This window comes from Stenotrophomonas sp. CASM101 (assembly GCF_049384845.1).
Lineage (GTDB): Bacteria > Pseudomonadota > Gammaproteobacteria > Xanthomonadales > Xanthomonadaceae > Stenotrophomonas > Stenotrophomonas hibiscicola.
On the sequence record NZ_JBMRFR010000027.1, the window covers coordinates 1 to 17,100 of the forward strand.

A 17,100-nucleotide genomic window follows, 5' to 3' on the forward strand; every position below is an offset into this window, starting at 1 on the left:
CAACGGCTTTGACTGATGTGGAGGTCTTGCAGGCCTCTTTGGCAACCTGCAGTTTGAAACGAGCGTCATATCTGTTCATGTATCCCTCGGGGTTGGATCTGGCGTCCAACTCCCGGGGGTCACTTCAGGGATGGGTTTACGGCGTCTCCCGCAAACGGATCCACCCCGCCATCCCACAGGACGCCAGCTTTTGCTTCGGCTGTTGCTGTTGCTCCGGCTTGCAGCAGGTGCAGGGCTGCAAGCCCTGCAATAAACCCTACCTGCCCATCGCCCTGGCGATCGCTTCCAGCAGCAGTTCACCGGTCACCGGCTTACGCAGGAAACCGCCGATGCCGGCCGCTTCCACCTGCTGCTGCAGGTCCGGATCGGTGCGCGCGGTCACGGCAAGCAGCGGCAGCATGTAGCCCTGGTTGCGCAGGTGCTGGGCCAGTTCGAAACCGCTCAGGCCCGGCAGGTCCAGGTCCAGCAGGCCGACTTCGAAATCGCCGGCACTGATCTCGCGCAGCGCCGCCAGCGCATGGCCTGCATGCACCACCTCATGCCCACGCGCACTCAGCAGCCCGCGTATCACATCGGCCACGGTCGCGTCGTCTTCCACCAGCAGTACCCGCAATGGCGGCATGTTGGCCGCTTCCTGGCGGTGCGTATCACCCTCTGCCTCGGCATGGGCATCGACCACCATCGGCAACGGCAACGTCACGCCGAAGCAGGTGCCACGACCGAGCTGGCTCTCCACCTGGATCCGCCCTTGCATGGCATGCGCCAGTTCGCGGCAGATTGCCAGGCCCAGGCCACTGCCACCGTACTGTGCAGCGGTGCGTGCGCCATCGGCCTGCTCGAAGCGGCGGAAAAGGCGCTGCTGTTGTTCCTGGCTGATGCCCGGGCCGGTGTCGCGCACTTCGAAATGCAGCGATCGCAGTTCGGCGTCGCTGCGGGCGTGCAGGGTGATGGTGCCGCGGCTGGTGAACTTGACCGCATTCGAGAGCAGGTTCAACAGGATCTGCCGTACCCGCATTGCATCGCCGTTGGCCTGCAGGCCGGCGGGCAGCTGGTTGTCGAGCGTGAAACGCAGGCCCTTCTGCGCCGCCAACGGCCCCATCAGCGCGGCCAGGTCCTGCAGCAGGCTGCCCAGTGCGAACGGCTTGTGCTGCAGCTCCAGGCGGCCCGATTCGATCCGCGCCAGGTCCAGCGCATCGTTGACCAGATGCAGCAGGTGCTCGCCGGCATGGCGGATCGATTGTGTATAGCCACGCTGCTGCGGATCCAGCGGCGAGGCCAGCAGCAGCTCGCTCATACCCAGCACACCGGTCATCGGTGTACGTATCTCGTGGCCAAGATTGGCCAGGAAGCGGGTCTTGGCCGCCGACGCCTGTTCGGCCAGTTCCTGCTTGTGCAGCGCAAGCTGGTAGGCGTGGCGACGTTGCAGGCGCCGACGGTAAAGCCAGGCGAACCAGCTGGTCAGCAGCAGCGCGAACGAGGCAAGCATCAACAGGCCGGACAAGCTGCGCCACCACGGTGGCTGCACGCGGAATTCCAGGCTCTGCACACGTGACCAGACATGGTCAGCCGACCGCGCCTGCACTTCCAGCCGATAGCTGCCCGGTGCCAGCCGCGAGAACAAGCGCTCACCGGCCGGCCCCACTTCCACCCAGTCCGGGTCATAGCCGGCCAAGCGGTAACGATAGGTGTTGGACGCCGAATCGGCGAACGACAACAGGCGCGCGACGATGCGCAGATCGCGGTCGCCGTCGGCGATCTGCAACGGCGCGTCGTGGGTGAGGTCCAGCACCTGCTCGTTGCGGCGCACCTCCACCCGCTCGATCACCAGCGGCGCACGCCGCATCGACGGACGTACCTGCTTCGGGTCGAACACCACCACACCGGCCGGTGTACCTGCCACCAGATGACCGTCTGCCGACATCACCAGCGTGTGTTCGCGGAATTCCTGGCTCGGCAGGCCATCGTGCACGCCATACAGGCGCACACTCTGGCCGTCGGCCCCGATGCGCACCAGGCCACGCGCACTGGTTGCCCACGCAACCCCCTGCGCATCGACCACCAGCCCCGAGGCGGAGATCGCCGGGTAGCCCTGCTCTGCACCGACCACGGCCTGCCGCTCCAGCCGGCCCTGGCTCCAGCGGTAGCGCGACAGGCGGCCATCTTCGGACAGCCAGACCTGGCCATCGGTGCCCACGTGCAGTGCATGGATCGCGGTCGCCGGCGCACCCGGCACCGGCTGGAAACGCTCGCTTTCCGGCAGCCACTGCAGCAGGCCACGGCTGCTTGCCAGCCAGATATGGTCCTGTGGCCCGCATTCCACGTCCAGATTGAGCTGGCCCTGCTGCAATCCACGCTGGCCATTATCCAGTTGGCGCCGCAGGCGCCCATCCAGATCGCGTTGCTGAAGCCCCGACGGCAGCATCAGCCAGAGACTGTCACCATCACAGGTCATCATGGATTCGATGACTCCTTCCATGGTCGCGTCGGCGCCGGCATCCCGGCCCCAGCGGCGCAGATCACGCCGCTTCGGGTCATAGCGCAGCAGTGCGTCGTTGGAACCGATCCAGACTTGGCCGCGGCGATCCTCGCGCACCGAGGTCAGCCAGTGCATGCCGTTGACCCAGGTACGGTGCTGTTCGATGCTGCCGGTCTTCGGATCGAAGCGGTCCAGCGCGCCGTGGCTGCCGACCGTCCAGATGCCGCCATTGCTGGAGGGGCTGGTGCCCAGCACGAAGGCATTGCGCAGCGAGCGCGGGTCGTCCTCCAGCCGCGACAGCACCGAGAACTGCCACCAGCGCGGCAACAGGTGCCACAGGCCGGCATTCGTGCTGGCCAACCAGATGCCGCCCTCGCGATCCTCGTAGGCACCTGTCCAGTTCGGGCGCACCGGGCCACGTGCCACCGCGCTGTACAGGGGCACGGCCTGGTACTGGCCATCGACCGCCCGGCCGAGGCCGGTGCGGGTGTCCAGCCAGTGCCCGCCCTGCTCGTCGCGCAGCATCATGCCCAGCACCTGCTCGCCTTCGGGCAGCTTCCAGGACGGTGCCTCGAAACGACCATCGGGACGGCGCACCATGGCACCGGCCATCGTGCTGATCCAAAGGCTGCCATCGGATTCGGCCGTCAAGCCATTGATCAGCAGGCTGGGAATGATGCCGGCCCCGACCCGCTCAAAGTCCGTGCCGGTCCAGCGCGCGACGCCATGCTTGGTGCCGATCCACAGGCTGCCGTCAGCCAGGGTGGCCAGGTACGGCACCGATGCCGCCGGCAGGCTGCGCGGGTTGTTCGCTTCAGGCAGGAAGCGCTGCAACCGGTCCTGGTTGTCCAGGCGGTACAGACCACCTTCGTGGGTGCCGAACCAGACCGAACCATCCGGCGTGGTGGCCAGGCTCCAGACCGTGTTGGTGCCCATCAACGGCTGGCTGCTGCGGTCGTAGAAGTGCAGCTGGCGGCGATCGGCCGACATCCGTACAAGGCCGGCGTTCTCGGTGCCGATCCAGAGCTGGTTGCGGGCATCGACCAGCACCGTCCAGATGCGGTTGTCGCGCAGGCCGTCTTCCGAGCGCCAGATCCGGTAGTTGCGCCCGTCGTAGCGGGCCAGGCCGTCGTTGGTCGCGATCCAGAGGTAACCGTAACGATCCTCGGCCATGCGGTTCACGGTGTTGGACGGCAAGCCGTCGAACACCGTCACCTGGCGCGGGTTCGGTGGCACCGGCTGCGCCGCAGCGGGTGACAGGCCGCACAGGAGGACCAGCAGCAGCATCGCCGCCCGCAGATACACCACCGATTGCCTCCTCACGCTGCTTCTGATGATTCCCGCACTACGGGCGTCGGCATGGTAAACCGAAAGTCGCGACGTTCACGCCCGGCGCTGGCGCATTCAAAGGGCGGTTTGTCGTTTTGCGCGCGCCTGGGCAATGGCAGTCACCAGCATGTCACCGGTCACCGGCTTGCGCAGGAAGCCATCGAACCCAGCCGCCAGGACCTGGGTCTCGGCGTAGGCGTCGGACCGTGCAGTGACCGCCACCAAGGGAAGTTCATAGCCCATGGTGCGCAGCTGCCGGGCGATGGCGGTGCCGTCCAGCGCCGGCAGATCCAGATCAAGCAGGCCCACGTCAAAGCCATCGGTGGCGATCTCCGATAGCGCGCCCAAACCATGCAGCACGTGCACCACGTCGTGGCCACGGCCACGCAGCAGGCCGGCGATGACCTCGGCCACGGTCGCGTCATCCTCCACCAGCAGGATGCGTAGTGGCGGCAGCATCGGCAGTACCGGCAATTCGCCCGGCGCATTGGCGGCCTGCCGGTTCCAGGGCAGCGGCAGCCATACCCGGAAGCGGGCGCCCTTGCCCGGCTGGCTGTCCACTTCAATCCGCCCGTTCATGGCCACGGCCAGCTCCTGGCAGATCGCCAGGCCCAGCCCGCTGCCTCCATAGCGCGACGCGGTGCGCGGGCCATCGGCCTGTTCGAAGCGATGGAACAGGCGGTCCTGCTGCTCGGCGTTGATGCCCGGGCCGGTGTCATGCACTTCGAAGCAGAGTCCACCACCGTTGTCTTCCAGCCGCACGGCCAGGCCGACGTGCCCGCGCTCGGTGAACTTGATTGCATTGCCCAGCAGATTGAGCAGGATCTGCCGCACGCGCATCTCGTCGCCACTGACGCTGATCGGCCCAGGTGGATCGTCCCCACGGCGGAACTCCAGATTGCGCTGCGTTGCCATCGGCTGCATCAACGCCTGCACCTGGTCGAGCAGGCTGGCCAGATCGAACGGGCGCAGGTCCAGCTCCAGCCGGCCGGCCTCGATGCGGGCCAGATCCAGCGCGTCATTGACCAGCCGCAGCAGGTGGCTGCCCGCCTGCTGGATCGAGCCTGCATAGCTGCGCTGCACTGGATCCAGCGGGGTGGCCAGCAGCAGTTCGCTCATGCCGAGCACGCCGGTCATCGGCGTGCGCACCTCATGGCCCAGCGTGGCCAGGAACCGGCTCTTGGCCTGTGATGCCTGCTCCGCCAGCTGCTGCTTGTGCACGGTCAACTGCCATTGCTGGCGGCGGCGCAGCCGCGCACGGATCGACCACACCACGATGAGCAGCAGCAACGAGCCGATCAGCAGGTAGCCGAAGATCGCCATGCCGCTGCGCCACCAGGGTGGCAAAACCTTTACCTGCAGCCGCTGCGAAGGTGTCCAGGCGCCACTGGCTGTCGCCGCCTGGACTTCAATGACGTAGCTGCCGGTCGGCAGCCGCGACAGCGTGCGTTGGCCGTCACCGCCCTGCTCCACCCAGTTCTGGTCGTAGCCCTGCACCCGGAAGCGGTAGCGGTTGCCCTGCGGGTTGGCATAGGAAAGCAGCCGCGCATCAATCTGCAGGTCACGGTCATCCGGCCCCAGCAACAACGTGCCGCTGGTCGGCAGCGGTTGCCAGCCACGGGCATCATCGCGCCGCACGCGGACCTCGGCGATCACCAGTGACGAAGGCGGCAGCGTGGTATCGGCGGCATTCACATCGAACTCGACCAGGCCGGTCTGGGCCACCGCCAGCACGCGACCGTCGGTATTCACCGCCGGCGGCCGACTGGTGAACTCGGCGTCCGGCAGGCCATCGCGTTCGTTGAACTGCTGCAGGCGGCGCGCTTTCGGATCCCATCGCAGCAGGCCACGTGGCGTGGTCGCCCACAGGCGGCCGTCTTCGGCCAACGCCAGCCCCCCCATGCTCACCGGCGGCACGCCCGCACTGCCATCAATGCGCTGGATCAGGCGCAGGCTCATGCCATCCCACTGATAGCGCTCGAGCGCACCTTGCCGGGCCAGCCACAGCTGCTGCGGATCGACCCACACCAGGTCATAGATCAGCCCGCGCGAAACGCCCGGCACCGCTTCGAAGCGCCCGGCCTGTTCACGCCAGATCCCCATGTCGCCCATCACCCAGGCCTTGCCCTGGGCATCGAAGCGGATCTGCTCAATCGGTGAATCGGCCGTCTTGCGGAAATCCTCCAGCGGGTAGCTGCGCAGTATGCGGCCGTCGGCACTGCGTTGCTGCAGGCCGAGGTTCATCACCGACAGCCAGACCGTGCCATCGGGGGCCTGCCGCATCAGATCGACGCGCTGGCGCAGGTCCGCGCCCCCGTCGATACGCCAATCGTGCAACGCGCCGGTGGCCGGGTCGTACACGCTGATGCGGCCGGCACGCCCCAGCCACAGGCGCCCGTCCGGCCGCGGCAGCACCGACCACACCGCCCCGCTGCCAATCTCGCGATCGCTGGCCAGCAACCGCAGGGTTCCCTGCGCATCCAGCTGGTACACGCCATGTGCCGAGCCAACATAGTAGTTCTGGCCATCGCTGGCTGCACTCAACAGGTACTGGCTGTCCAGCGGCTTGCCGTCAAGCTGGTTCCAGATCGAAAACCGGCGCCAGTCCGGGGGCAGGTAGGCCAGGCCCTGGGTCAGCAGCGCCACCCACAATCCGCCCTCGTGGTCCTGCAGCAGATCGAGCACACCACTCTGGGCAGTGAGGAAACCACTGCCGCGGTCGCCATCGAGCCGCCACAGCATGCTGGCATCTCCGCGCAACAGGCCATCGGAGGTGCCTGCCCAGTAACCGCCCTGGCGATCAGCCAGCACCAGCGCCGAACGCAGGCGCGCACTGTCGGCCCAGCGTGGACGGCTGACCCGGTCCTGCGGGTCGATACGGTAGAGGCCGTCATTCTGGCTGCCGGCCCAGATCGAGCCGTCGGGGTCGCGGCTCAGGCGCAACACGCTCAGCGCCCCCAGTTCGCGCGGTGCGACAGCCTCGAACCCAGTCCCGTTCCAGCGCGCAATGCCCGCCTCGGTGCCGATCCAAAGGCGTCCCTGCGCATCGACCAGGCTGCTGTAGATGGTATTGCTGGGCAATCCCTCGGGACGGGCCGGATCATGCTCGAAGAAGCGCAGGCTGCCATCTTCACCGAAACGGCAGACGCCATGGCCGCTGGTGCCGATCCACAGTGCATCCTCGGCGTAGGCCAGCGTCCAGAACTGGCTCATGCAGGGGCCGTTGACGGTATCAAAGGTCTTGAAGCGTTCGCGGTCGGCATCCAGCCGGGCCACGCCCTTGCCATTGATGCCGACCCAGACGCGGTCCAGGGGATCGACCAGCAGGGTCTCGATTTCGTTGCCGGGCAGCGAGCCCGGCTGCTCCGGATCATGTTCCCACACCCGCAGGTTGCCACCGTCATAGCGCACCAGGCCACCATCGGTGGCGGCCCAGACATGGCCCTGGCGATCCTCGGCCAGCGCCAGCACCATGCGCGAGGGCATGCCTTCGGCGGCACCGAAACGGCGCAGCCGCGGTGTCTCGGCCATGTCCGGGGCCGCAGCCGCCGTGGCAAATGCCATCAGCAGCAGCCCCATTCCCGCGATGCCCCGGCGCCACAGGCGCCAACCGCTCGTCATCCTGAACCCCCTGTCCTGCCCCGATTGTCACACAGCGCCGGGTTCATGGCTGCAACAGGCTGTTTCCACCGGTGGACCCACCACGAACTGTTGCAGCCATGCACGCAACGTTGGCGGGGGGCTGTGCGTATGATCGCAACGTCCCCTTCCGGAGCCCGCCATCGATGCGTCCCTGCCTGGCCCTGCTGCCGATGCTGCTCGCCACCGCTCCCGCCTTGGCCGATGCGGATACCTATCGCCTCGATCCGGTGCATACCCGTGTGCTGTTCACCATCGACCACGCCGGTTACTCGCAGGCGATGGGCACGGTCTCCGGCAGTGAGGGACGCCTGCAGTTCGATCCCGACAACTGGCGCGAAGCCACACTGGACGTCGAGGTTCCCGTGTCGCGATTGGACCTTGGTGATGCCAAATGGAACCAGGCCACGCTGGCGCGCAGCCTGCTGGATGGTGAGCGCTTCCCGAAGGCACACTTTGTCTCCAGTCGGGTCGAACCGATCGATGCAAGGCGCGCCCACGTGATCGGCACCCTGACCCTGCGCGGGGTCAGCCAGGAAATCACGCTGGACGTGACCCTCAACGCCATCAAGCGCTACCCCCTGCCCCCATTCCGACGCACCGCCGGTTTCTCGGCCAGCACCACGCTGAGCCGGCGCGCGTTCGGCATCACCGCCTGGCCGGGCGTCATCGGTGATGCAGTGCAGTTGAGGATCGAGGCTGAAGCCACCCTCGACCGCAGCGACGCCCCGGGAACTCCCGCTCCCGTTCCGCACTCCGACCCCAAGATGGCCCGCTAGAGGACCTTTCATGACCGCCAAGAACACCCCCGCCGCCTGGGGGAGTGTCAGCCAGATCCTGCATTGGTTGATCGCACTGCTGATCCTCGCCCTGGGCGTGGTCGGCCTGACCATGGGCGAGCTGCCCAAGACCCCCAAGTATTTCTGGGTCTATACCGCGCACAAGTCGATCGGCATCACGGTGCTGGCGCTGGTGCTGTTCCGCCTGGGCTGGCGCCTGTACGCCGGTGCGCCGAAGCCGGTGCCGGGCGTGCCCAGCTGGCAGGAATGCATCGCCAGCGCCACCCACGTGCTGCTGTACGTGCTGATGTTCGCCATCCCCCTGTCGGGCTGGCTGTACGACTCGGCCAGCGGCCTGCGCCCGTTCCGCTGGTTCGGCCTGGTGGATGTGCCCAAGCTGAGCGGACCCGACCCGCAGGTTGTCGCGGTGTCACATGCCATCCACGAATACGGCTTCTGGCTCTTGATCGCGGTGGTACTGGCCCATGCCGGTGCCGCCTTCTACCACCACCTGTTCCAGCGCGATGCGACCCTGTCCCGCATGTTGCCGCGCGGCTGGCTTGCCTCCCCTCAGAAGGACTGACCGATGAACCTGAAACTGACCACTCCGGCCGCCGTGGCCGCCGCCCTGGCCGGCATGCTGGCTACCGCCCCGGCGCTCGCTGCCGACTATGCGCAGGCCCCCGGCGCCGGCTCGATCCTGGTGTTCGCGACCAAGTACGACGGCGAGGTGTTCACCGGCAGCTTCCCGGGCTTCGCCACCAAGCTCAGCTTCGACCCGGCCAATCCGGCCGCCGGCTCGCTGGACGTGGTGATACCGCTGGCCGGTGCCAAGAGTGGCAACAGCGACCGCGACTCGACCCTGCAGGGTGCCGACTTCTTCAACGTCGGCAAGTTCGCCACTGCGCGCTACACCGCCAAAGGCTTCCGCGCGGTCGGCAACGACCAGTTCGCCGCCGATGGCACCCTCGAGCTGCGTGGCGTCAGCAAGCCGGTCACCCTCACCTTCACCTGGAAGCCGGGCGCCCAGCCGGTGCTGACGGGCAAGGCCACGGTCAAGCGCCTGGACTTCGGCGTCGGCGGTGGTGACTGGGCCGATACCAAGACCATCCCGGATGAGACCGCGATCAGCACGATCGTGAAGTTCGACGCGAAATAACACGCCTCCGGTAGTGGCGGCCGCTGGCCGGCATCACCGGGAACAGAGGGGTTGCCGGCCAGCGGCCGGCACTACCGATCGACGGCCAGCCAGGCCTGCACCGTGGCCGCGTCGAACGGCCAGTCCAGCTCGCGGTCATCGCGCTCGTCGCGGAGCACCGGCACGCGCGCGCCGTAGCGCGATTCCAGCGCCGGCTGGTCATCCAGGAACACCGATTCGAACTCCGGCGCCCGCGCCTTGGCCAGTTCGGCCAGGGCCATGTCGCACAGGTGGCAATCGTCACGCTGGAACAGAGTCAACACCGGTTTTGCTCCCTCTGCCGAAATGCTGCGCCGCAGCCATGGAAGTGCGGCGTGAGCCGCTAGAATAGCGGTCTCTTCCGGTACCCGCAGTACGGCATCCATGGCTGTCAGCACGTTCGACGTTTTCAAGATCGGCATTGGCCCGAGTTCCTCGCACACCGTCGGGCCAATGAAGGCCGCCGAGCGATTCATCCATCGCTGGCTGCTCGATCCGGGCCGCCTGCCCGAGGTCGCGCGCATCCGCGCCGATGTCTATGGCTCGCTGGCGCTGACCGGCCGCGGCCACGGCACCGACAAGGCGATCCTGCTCGGCCTGGAAGGCCAGCGTCCGAACCTGATCGACCCGGACATCATTCCGGCTACGCTCGAGCGCATCCGCAGCAGCAAGCGCATCCAGCTGATGGGCCAGCACGAGATCGCTTTCGACGAGAAGCGCGACCTGGGCATGAACAAGCGCCAGAAGCTGCCGTACCACACCAACGGCATGCGCTTCACCGCCTACAACGCCGAGGACGAAGTAATCGCTACCCGCGATTACTACTCCGTCGGCGGCGGCTTCGTGGTCAACCAGGACGACGCGGCCGACGACCGGATCGTGCCCGATGAGACCCCGTTGCCCTACCCGTTCAAGAGCGGCGACGAGCTGCTGGCGCAGACCGCACGCAGCGGCCTGAGCATTGCCCAGCTGATGTTCGAGAACGAGAAGTGCTGGCGCAGCGAAGACGAGATTCGTGCCCAGCTGCGCGAGATCTGGAGCGCAATGCAGTCTTGCGTGGCGCGCGGTATCCGCGAGGAAGGCGTGCTGCCGGGTGGCCTGAAGGTGGGCCGTCGTGCGCCGGCGCTGTACCGCGAGCTGTCGTCGAAGCCGGAAGCGGCAATGCGCGATCCGCTGACCACGCTGGACTGGGTCAATCTGTACGCACTGGCGGTGAACGAAGAAAATGCCGCCGGTGGCCGTGTGGTAACCGCGCCGACCAACGGTGCCGCCGGCGTGCTGCCGGCGGTGCTGCATTACTTCGACCGTTTCTGCCCCGGCGCCAATGAGCAGCGCGTATTCGACTTCCTGCTGACCTCGGCAGCGATCGGCATCCTGTACAAGGAAAACGCCTCGATCTCGGGCGCCGAAGTGGGTTGCCAGGGCGAAGTGGGCGTGGCCTGCTCGATGGCCGCCGGTGGCCTGGTCGCGGCACTGGGTGGCAATCCCAGCCAGATCGAGAATGCCGCGGAAATCGGCATGGAGCACAACCTCGGCCTGACCTGCGACCCGATTGGCGGCCTGGTGCAGATCCCCTGCATCGAACGCAACGCGATGGGTGCGGTGAAGGCGATCAATGCCTCGCGCATGGCGATGCGCGGCGACGGCAAGCACAAGGTGTCGCTGGACAAGGTGATCAAGACCATGCGCGATACCGGCCGCGACATGCAGGACAAGTACAAGGAAACCAGCCGCGGTGGCCTGGCGGTGAACGTCATCGAGTGTTGAGGTCGACCGGGCCCGGCGCGATGGCGCCGGGCCGCAGGTAGAGCCGACTGTCAGTCGACTATCGCGCGCAGCGCGGGATTTTCGCTCGTTGTGGGGAAGGTTGTCGACTAACAGTCGACTCTACCCAGTCGACTCTACCCCGTTGTCCCTGGCCGGTCGGACGACACCATCACTGCGTTGCGGTTAGGCTCGGGGCTCCCCTGCCCAGGACTGCCCCATGCGCGTGATCGCTACCGCCCTGCTTGCCTGCCTTCCGCTGTCCGCCCTCGCCGCGCCCAGCTATGGGCCGCGCCTGGAGGGCTTCGACTACGGCTATCCAGTGAAGACCTTCGCGCTGGAATCGCAGCGACAGCCGCTGGAGATGGCCTACCTGGACATCGCGCCGAAGAAGGCGCCCATCGGCGTGGTGGTGCTGCTGCATGGCAAGAATTTCTGCGCGGCCACCTGGAAGGAATCGATCAAGCCCCTGGTTGCCGCCGGCTACCGGGTGATCGCCCCGGACCAGGTGGGTTTCTGCAAATCCAGCAAGCCCGAGCGCTACCAGTACAGCTTCGCGCAGCTGGCCGCCAACACCCATGCGTTGCTGCAGCAACTGCAGCTGGGTGATGTGCCGGTGCACCTGGTCGGTCATTCGATGGGTGGCATGCTGGCAGTGCGCTACGCGCTGATGTTCCCACAGGACCTGCGCAGCCTGGCACTGGTCAACCCGATCGGGCTGGAGGACTGGAAGGCGCTGGGCGTGCCGTGGCGCAGCGTGGACGCGTGGTACGCCGGCGAAATGAACATCAGCTATGACAGCATCCGCCGCTACCAGCTGGACGTGTACTACGACGGCAAATGGAAGCCGGCCTACGAGCCGTGGGCGCGGATGCAGTCAGGCATGTATGAAGGGCCGGGCAAGCAGGCCGTTGCATGGAGCCAGGCCCTGGCCTCGGACATGGTGTTCAACCAGCCGGTGGTGTACGAGCTGAAGAACCTGCAGGTACCCACCACGTTGTTCATCGGCCAGAAGGACCGTACCGCGATCGGCCGTGACCTGGCGCCGCCGACGGTGAAGGCGACGCTGGGCAACTATCCGGCACTCGGCAGAGCGGCAGCCGCGGCGATTCCGGGCGCGACGCTGATCGAGTTCGCCGAACTGGGCCATTCGCCACAGGTGCAGGACCCGAAGCAGTTCAACAGCGCGCTGTTGAAGGCGTTGAAGTCGCGCTGACCGGCAAGCGTGCCCCTGTAGAGCCGAGCCCACGCTCGGCTCATGCGGCAAGATGGGGATTCTGCCAGGAGCAGTGGGGCGTGGGCTCGGCTACAGGAGCGGTGCGATCAGCCGACGATCCGCAACACATCATCCAGCAGCGCGGCCGCAGTCACTTCCGCACCCGCGCCCGGCCCCTGGATCAACAGCGGCTGCAGGCGATAGCGATCACTATGGATGGCGACGCGGTTGTCGGTGCCCGCGCCCTGCGCCAAGGGATGGTCGGCCGGAAGCTCACGCAGGCCCACCTGTGCACCCTCGGCATCAACGCGGCCAACGAAACGCAGCACACGACCATTGTCGCGCGCCTGCTGCCAGCGCGCCTGCAACGGCGCATCCAGCTGCTCGAGCGCCGCCACCGCATCCTCCAGCGGCAGCGCTGCCAGCGCGTCAGGCACCAGTGAATCCACCTCTACCTGCGACGCATCCAGCGCCAGCCCGCTGCTGCGGGCCAGGATCAGCAGCTTGCGCCGCACGTCCTCGCCGGACAGGTCAAGTCGCGGATCCGGCTCGGTGTAGCCGGCCGCCAGCGCCTCGCGCACCGCCGCCGAGAACGGCGACCTGCCGTCATAGCGATGGAACAGCCACGCCAGCGAACCGGATAGCACGCCCTCGATGGCATGGATGTGATCACCACCGGCCAGCAGCGCACGCAGGCTGCTCAACAGCGGCAGGCCGGCGCCGACGGTAGCGCTGTCGCCGTAGCGCGCACCCGTGTCTGCGCAACGCTCGGCAATGGCCTGCGCGCGTGCCAGCTGCGCACCACGCCCCAGCTTGTTGGCGGTGACCACGTGCACGCCGCGCGCCAGCCACTGTACGTGGCGCGCGGCTACGTCTTCGCTGGCGGTGGCGTCGACCACCACGTCGCCACGCTCCAGTCCTTCGGCACTCGCCCACGGTGGCGAACTCTGGCCATCGCGCGGTGCACGCCGTGCCAGTTCCAGCGGCACCGCCAGGTCACGATCGATCTCCAACGCAGTGCGTGAATTGGCCAGCCACTGCACGCTGGGCAGTTCCAGCCCACGTGCCTGCAACGCCTGGTAGCGCTGTACGAAGGCCGAGCCGACCGTGCCGGTGCCAAGCAGCGCCAGTCGTCCCACGCCCAGAGCAGGAATCTCTGCGGCGAGCGCGCTCATGCATCCACCGCCTGTTTGCGGCGCGCAGCCGCATCAATCACCGCTTCGGCACGCTGCAGAGCGGCGCCGAGATCGGCCAACAGGTCACGCTCGGCCTCGATGCCGACCGACAGGCGCAGCAGGCCTTCGCTGATGCCGGCAGCGGCTCGCGCTTCGGCGCTCATCGCGGCGTGGGTCATGGTGGCCGGATGCGCGATCAGGCTTTCGACGCCGCCCAGTGATTCGGCCAGCGTGAAACAGCGCAGTCCATCGACGAATGCACGCACTGCGGCATGCGGATCGTCGCCTTCGCAGTCGGCCAGTTCGAACGAGAGCATCGCACCGAAACCACTCTGCTGGCGCGTGGCGATGCTGTGGCCTGGGTGATCGGCCAGCCCCGGGTAATAGACGCGGCCGACCGCCGGATGCTGGTCCAGCAGGGCAACGATCGACGCGGTGTTTTCCTGGTGCACGCGCAGGCGCGCATCCAGCGTGCGCAGGCCGCGCAGGGTCAGGAAGGCATCGAACGGTGAACCCGTCAGGCCCAGCGCGTTGCCCCACCACACCAGCTGCTCGTGCAGTGCCGGATCACGCGCGACCACTGCCCCGCCCACCACATCGCTGTGGCCGTTGATGTACTTCGTGGTGGAGTGCAGCACCAGGTCCGCACCGAACGACAGCGGTTGCTGCAGCGCTGGCGACAGGAACGTGTTGTCGACCACCACGAGTGCGCCGGCCTTGTGCGCGGCATCGATGACGAAGCGCAGGTCGGTGATGCGCAGCAGCGGGTTGGACGGCGTTTCGACCAGCACCAGCTTCGGCTGGGTGGCCAACGCCTGCGCCAGTGCACGCGGATCGGTCAGGTCGGCGGTGACCAGTTCAAAGTGGCCCTTCCTGGCCAGCGCATTGAACAGGCGCCAGCTGCCGCCGTACGCATCGTGCGGCACCACCAGGGTATCGCCCGGCTGCAGCAGTGCGTTCAGCACCAGGTTGATCGCGCCCATGCCGGTCGCCGTGATGACGCCACCGGCGCCGCCCTCCAGTTCCGCCAGCGCCTCGCCCAACAGGTCGCGGGTCGGGTTGCCACTGCGCGTGTAGTCGTACTGGCGCTTGTTGCCGAAACCTTCAAAGCTGAAGTTCGACGACAGCACGATCGGCGGCGTGACCGCGCCATGCGCAGTGTCCCGATCGATGCCGGCACGGACAGCGGCAGTGGTGCGGCTACAGGACGGCTCGTTGGCGTGCAGGCTCATGCGGACTCTCCAGAAGTACGGAAGGCGGTGACGAGGATCGCGTCAATGCGATCGGTTTCTTTGAGGAAGGCGTCGTGGCCATAGGGCGAGCGCAGAACGCGCAGGCTGCCGCGCGGGCCCAGCCCTTCGACCAGGCCGACCAGGTCGGCCAGCGGCACCAGGCGGTCGCCCTCCACGGCCACCACCACGGTCGGCGGCAGGATCGCGGCCGGGTCGACGCGGTGCAGATCGATCGATTCGGACAGGCGCAGGTAAGCGGTCACCGGCGTGCGCGCGACGTACTGCGCGCCGGCCGCGTCGAGATAGTCTTCGGCAGCCACGCGCACGCGGCCATTGATCACTTCCGGTGCGGCATCGAAGCGCTCGCCGAATTCTTCCGGGGTACGGTAGCTGAGCATGGCAAACTGCCGCGCCAGGGCCAGGCCGTGGTCTTCGCCGCACTGCAGCTGGCCCAGCGCGACCGCGCGACGCTGCAATGCGCGCCAGGCGGCGGCATAAGGGTGCGGACGATGCGCACCGCTGGCCAGCACCAACTGGCGCACGCGGGCACGATGCCGGATCGCGAACTGCTGGCCGACCAGCGCGCCATACGAATATCCGACGAAGGCTTTCAGCGCGCGAATGCCGAGATGATCCAGCACCAGCGCCAATGCGTCGGCCTGATCGGCGGTATCGATCGGCACGTCCAGCGCACCGTCGGCACCGACGAAATCGACGGCCAGCACGCGCAGCAGCTGCGGATCCAGCGCGCGCCCGCTGCCGACCAGGCCTTCGGCCCAGCCCTTCTCGCTGAACTGTGCATTGGACGCCACGTGGCGATGGGCGGAAATGCCACCGGCCAGTACCACCACCGGCGCATTGGCCGGGCCGACCCATTCGTAGCGCAGGCGCACCGGACTGGGACCTGCGTGACGCATCGACAACACTGCGGCGAACTCGCCGCGCTCGGCATGCACGCGGTCTGCGACCGGCACGCTGACGGGGACAAAGGGTTCGGGGCGAATGGCGGTGCTGGCGGCGAAGCTCATGGCGGGATCCGGTTGGGGAATCGGCCATCGAGCCTTCGCGGGGCCCGCGTTCGAGATGCACGTGCGGTGCATGGTTCGAACCATCTTTCGGTGGACGCCACGGTCCCCGCAGGATTTGGCACCTACGCAGACGCTTGCGCGCCTGCGGGCTGCCCCGGCTTCAAAGGGCCTGTCCCTCTGCCGGTCTCGATGGTGGAGTCACGATGCCAGCCCTTTCCGGCACTGTCAATCCCTTCATGCGGATAAAGCGATAGATATTTTCAGGGCCACTCTGCGAGGGCCGTCCCGGTCGCCCCGTTCAGGATCGGGTACAGTCCCGGCGGTCCTCTCGCTGGAAACGCCGATGCCGCGCCTGCCCCTGTCCTGCCTGCTGTTGCCTCTGCTGGCGAGCGCGACCGCACACGCCGGCGACTGGCGCCAGGGCTGGGGACTGGCTCCCCCTTCCGCCCGTGCCACCCGCGCAGGCAGTGCCGAGGGCGCCGCCCCCATGGCCCAGTTGCGCCTGCAGCCGGTCGGTACGCAATGGCAGGCGCGGATCGACAACGGGCTGGCAGGGCCGCTGCAGATCCAGCTGCGCGCCGCCCCCGGACACCCGGTCGAAGGCCTCCCGGTCGAGTCGCTCATCCAGGGCGACAGCAGCCTGGTGGTCGGCCACCTGCCCGCCCCGATCGAGGGCCGCATGCTGGATCTGCGACTGCAGTCGGTGCCGGGCAACCCGGCCGCACAGGCCGAAGATGTCGCCTATCGCCTGCCGTTCGATGCGGCCCGCCTGCGTGTGGACCAGGCGCCACAGGGGCGATTCAGCCATGACGACGAGGAGAACCGCGACGCGGTCGACTTCGCACTGCCGGAGGGCACCCTGGTGCTGGCCGCGCGCGAGGGCACGGTGATGCAGATCCAGGATGGCTTCCGTGGCAATGGCCAGGACCGCGTGCGCGATGGTGCCCGTGCCAATTTCATCCGCGTGCTGCACAGCGACGGCAGCATGGCCCTGTACGGCCACCTCCAGGACGGCGGCATGCGCGTGCGCCGCGGCCAGGCGGTGGGAGCCGGGCAACCGATCGGCCTGTCCGGCAACAGCGGCTACAGCACTGCGCCGCACCTGCACTTCGTGGTGCAGGTCAACCGCGGCATGGGCCTGCGCTCGGTGCCGGTGCGCATCTTCGCCGAGCAGGGGCAGCTGCAGTTCGCCCGCCAGGGCGAAGCAGACGGCGGTACCGGGCGCTGACCGGCCCCGGCCGGTATAATCGGGCGCTTATCTCTTTGAATAGCGCCCCGGGCGGGC

At 67.5% G+C, this 17,100-nt stretch carries 12 protein-coding genes and 1 riboswitch; of the genes, 6 read left to right on the forward strand and 6 right to left on the reverse strand.

What is annotated here, in order from left to right:
* Positions 1–256: 256 nt before the first annotated feature.
* Both VG543_RS20435 and VG543_RS20440 read right to left on the reverse strand, forming a co-directional pair.
* Positions 257–3,784, reverse strand: coding sequence for an ATP-binding protein (locus VG543_RS20435; RefSeq protein WP_423179046.1), 3,528 nt, complete (start codon positions 3,782–3,784; stop codon positions 257–259).
* A gap of 96 nt (positions 3,785–3,880) precedes the next feature.
* Complete coding sequence (locus VG543_RS20440; protein ID WP_423179047.1) at positions 3,881–7,426, reverse strand: ATP-binding protein; 3,546 nt, start codon at positions 7,424–7,426, stop codon at positions 3,881–3,883.
* 164 nt (positions 7,427–7,590) lie between these two features.
* On the opposite strand from VG543_RS20440, the gene VG543_RS20445 reads away from it, so the two are divergent.
* From VG543_RS20445 to VG543_RS20455, 3 genes are read left to right on the forward strand one after another with little or no spacing between them, the layout of a single operon-like run.
* The gene (locus VG543_RS20445; protein ID WP_312544000.1) at positions 7,591–8,223 is read left to right on the forward strand and encodes a YceI family protein; all 633 of its coding nucleotides are present in this window, start codon (positions 7,591–7,593) and stop codon (positions 8,221–8,223) included.
* Between the two features lie 10 nt (positions 8,224–8,233).
* Positions 8,234–8,806: a cytochrome b gene (locus VG543_RS20450; RefSeq protein WP_329848991.1), complete on the forward strand. Its 573-nt coding sequence runs from the start codon at positions 8,234–8,236 to the stop codon at positions 8,804–8,806.
* A gap of 3 nt (positions 8,807–8,809) precedes the next feature.
* Positions 8,810–9,382, forward strand: a complete 573-nt coding sequence (locus VG543_RS20455) for a YceI family protein (RefSeq protein ID WP_134734745.1) — start codon at positions 8,810–8,812, stop codon at positions 9,380–9,382.
* 71 nt (positions 9,383–9,453) lie between these two features.
* On the opposite strand, the gene VG543_RS20460 is transcribed toward VG543_RS20455, so the two are convergent.
* A complete protein-coding gene (locus tag VG543_RS20460) occupies positions 9,454–9,684 on the reverse strand; it encodes a glutaredoxin family protein (protein WP_058981142.1) in 231 nt (76 codons plus the stop codon).
* 100 nt (positions 9,685–9,784) lie between these two features.
* Here VG543_RS20460 and VG543_RS20465 point away from each other — a divergent pair, with 100 nt between their 5' ends.
* Positions 9,785–11,167, forward strand: a complete 1,383-nt coding sequence (locus tag VG543_RS20465; RefSeq protein WP_021202030.1) for an L-serine ammonia-lyase — start codon at positions 9,785–9,787, stop codon at positions 11,165–11,167.
* 217 nt (positions 11,168–11,384) lie between these two features.
* Positions 11,385–12,380 carry an alpha/beta fold hydrolase gene (locus tag VG543_RS20470; protein WP_019660062.1) on the forward strand — a complete coding sequence of 332 codons (996 nt, stop codon included), beginning with the start codon at positions 11,385–11,387 and terminating at the stop codon, positions 12,378–12,380.
* 107 nt (positions 12,381–12,487) lie between these two features.
* Here the strand turns inward: VG543_RS20470 and VG543_RS20475 are convergent, their stop codons facing one another.
* Genes VG543_RS20475 through metX form a run of 3 tightly spaced genes read right to left on the reverse strand, consistent with a single transcriptional unit; the run spans position 12,488 to position 15,815 of the window.
* On the reverse strand, positions 12,488–13,555 hold the full coding sequence (locus VG543_RS20475; RefSeq protein WP_423179049.1) for a homoserine dehydrogenase: 1,068 nt from the start codon (positions 13,553–13,555) through the stop codon (positions 12,488–12,490).
* Positions 13,552–14,787, reverse strand: coding sequence for an O-succinylhomoserine (thiol)-lyase (locus tag VG543_RS20480; protein WP_111098789.1), 1,236 nt, complete (start codon positions 14,785–14,787; stop codon positions 13,552–13,554). The genes VG543_RS20475 and VG543_RS20480 overlap by 4 nt, the downstream gene beginning before the upstream one ends.
* Positions 14,784–15,815 carry a homoserine O-succinyltransferase MetX gene (metX, locus tag VG543_RS20485; RefSeq protein ID WP_312544005.1) on the reverse strand — a complete coding sequence of 344 codons (1,032 nt, stop codon included), beginning with the start codon at positions 15,813–15,815 and terminating at the stop codon, positions 14,784–14,786. The genes VG543_RS20480 and metX overlap by 4 nt, the downstream gene beginning before the upstream one ends.
* Before the next feature lie 77 nt (positions 15,816–15,892).
* Positions 15,893–16,011, reverse strand: a riboswitch (SAM riboswitch).
* Between the two features lie 147 nt (positions 16,012–16,158).
* On the opposite strand from metX, the gene VG543_RS20490 reads away from it, so the two are divergent.
* The gene (locus tag VG543_RS20490) at positions 16,159–17,043 is read left to right on the forward strand and encodes a M23 family metallopeptidase (protein ID WP_423179051.1); all 885 of its coding nucleotides are present in this window, start codon (positions 16,159–16,161) and stop codon (positions 17,041–17,043) included.
* The last annotated feature ends 57 nt before the right edge of the window (positions 17,044–17,100 follow it).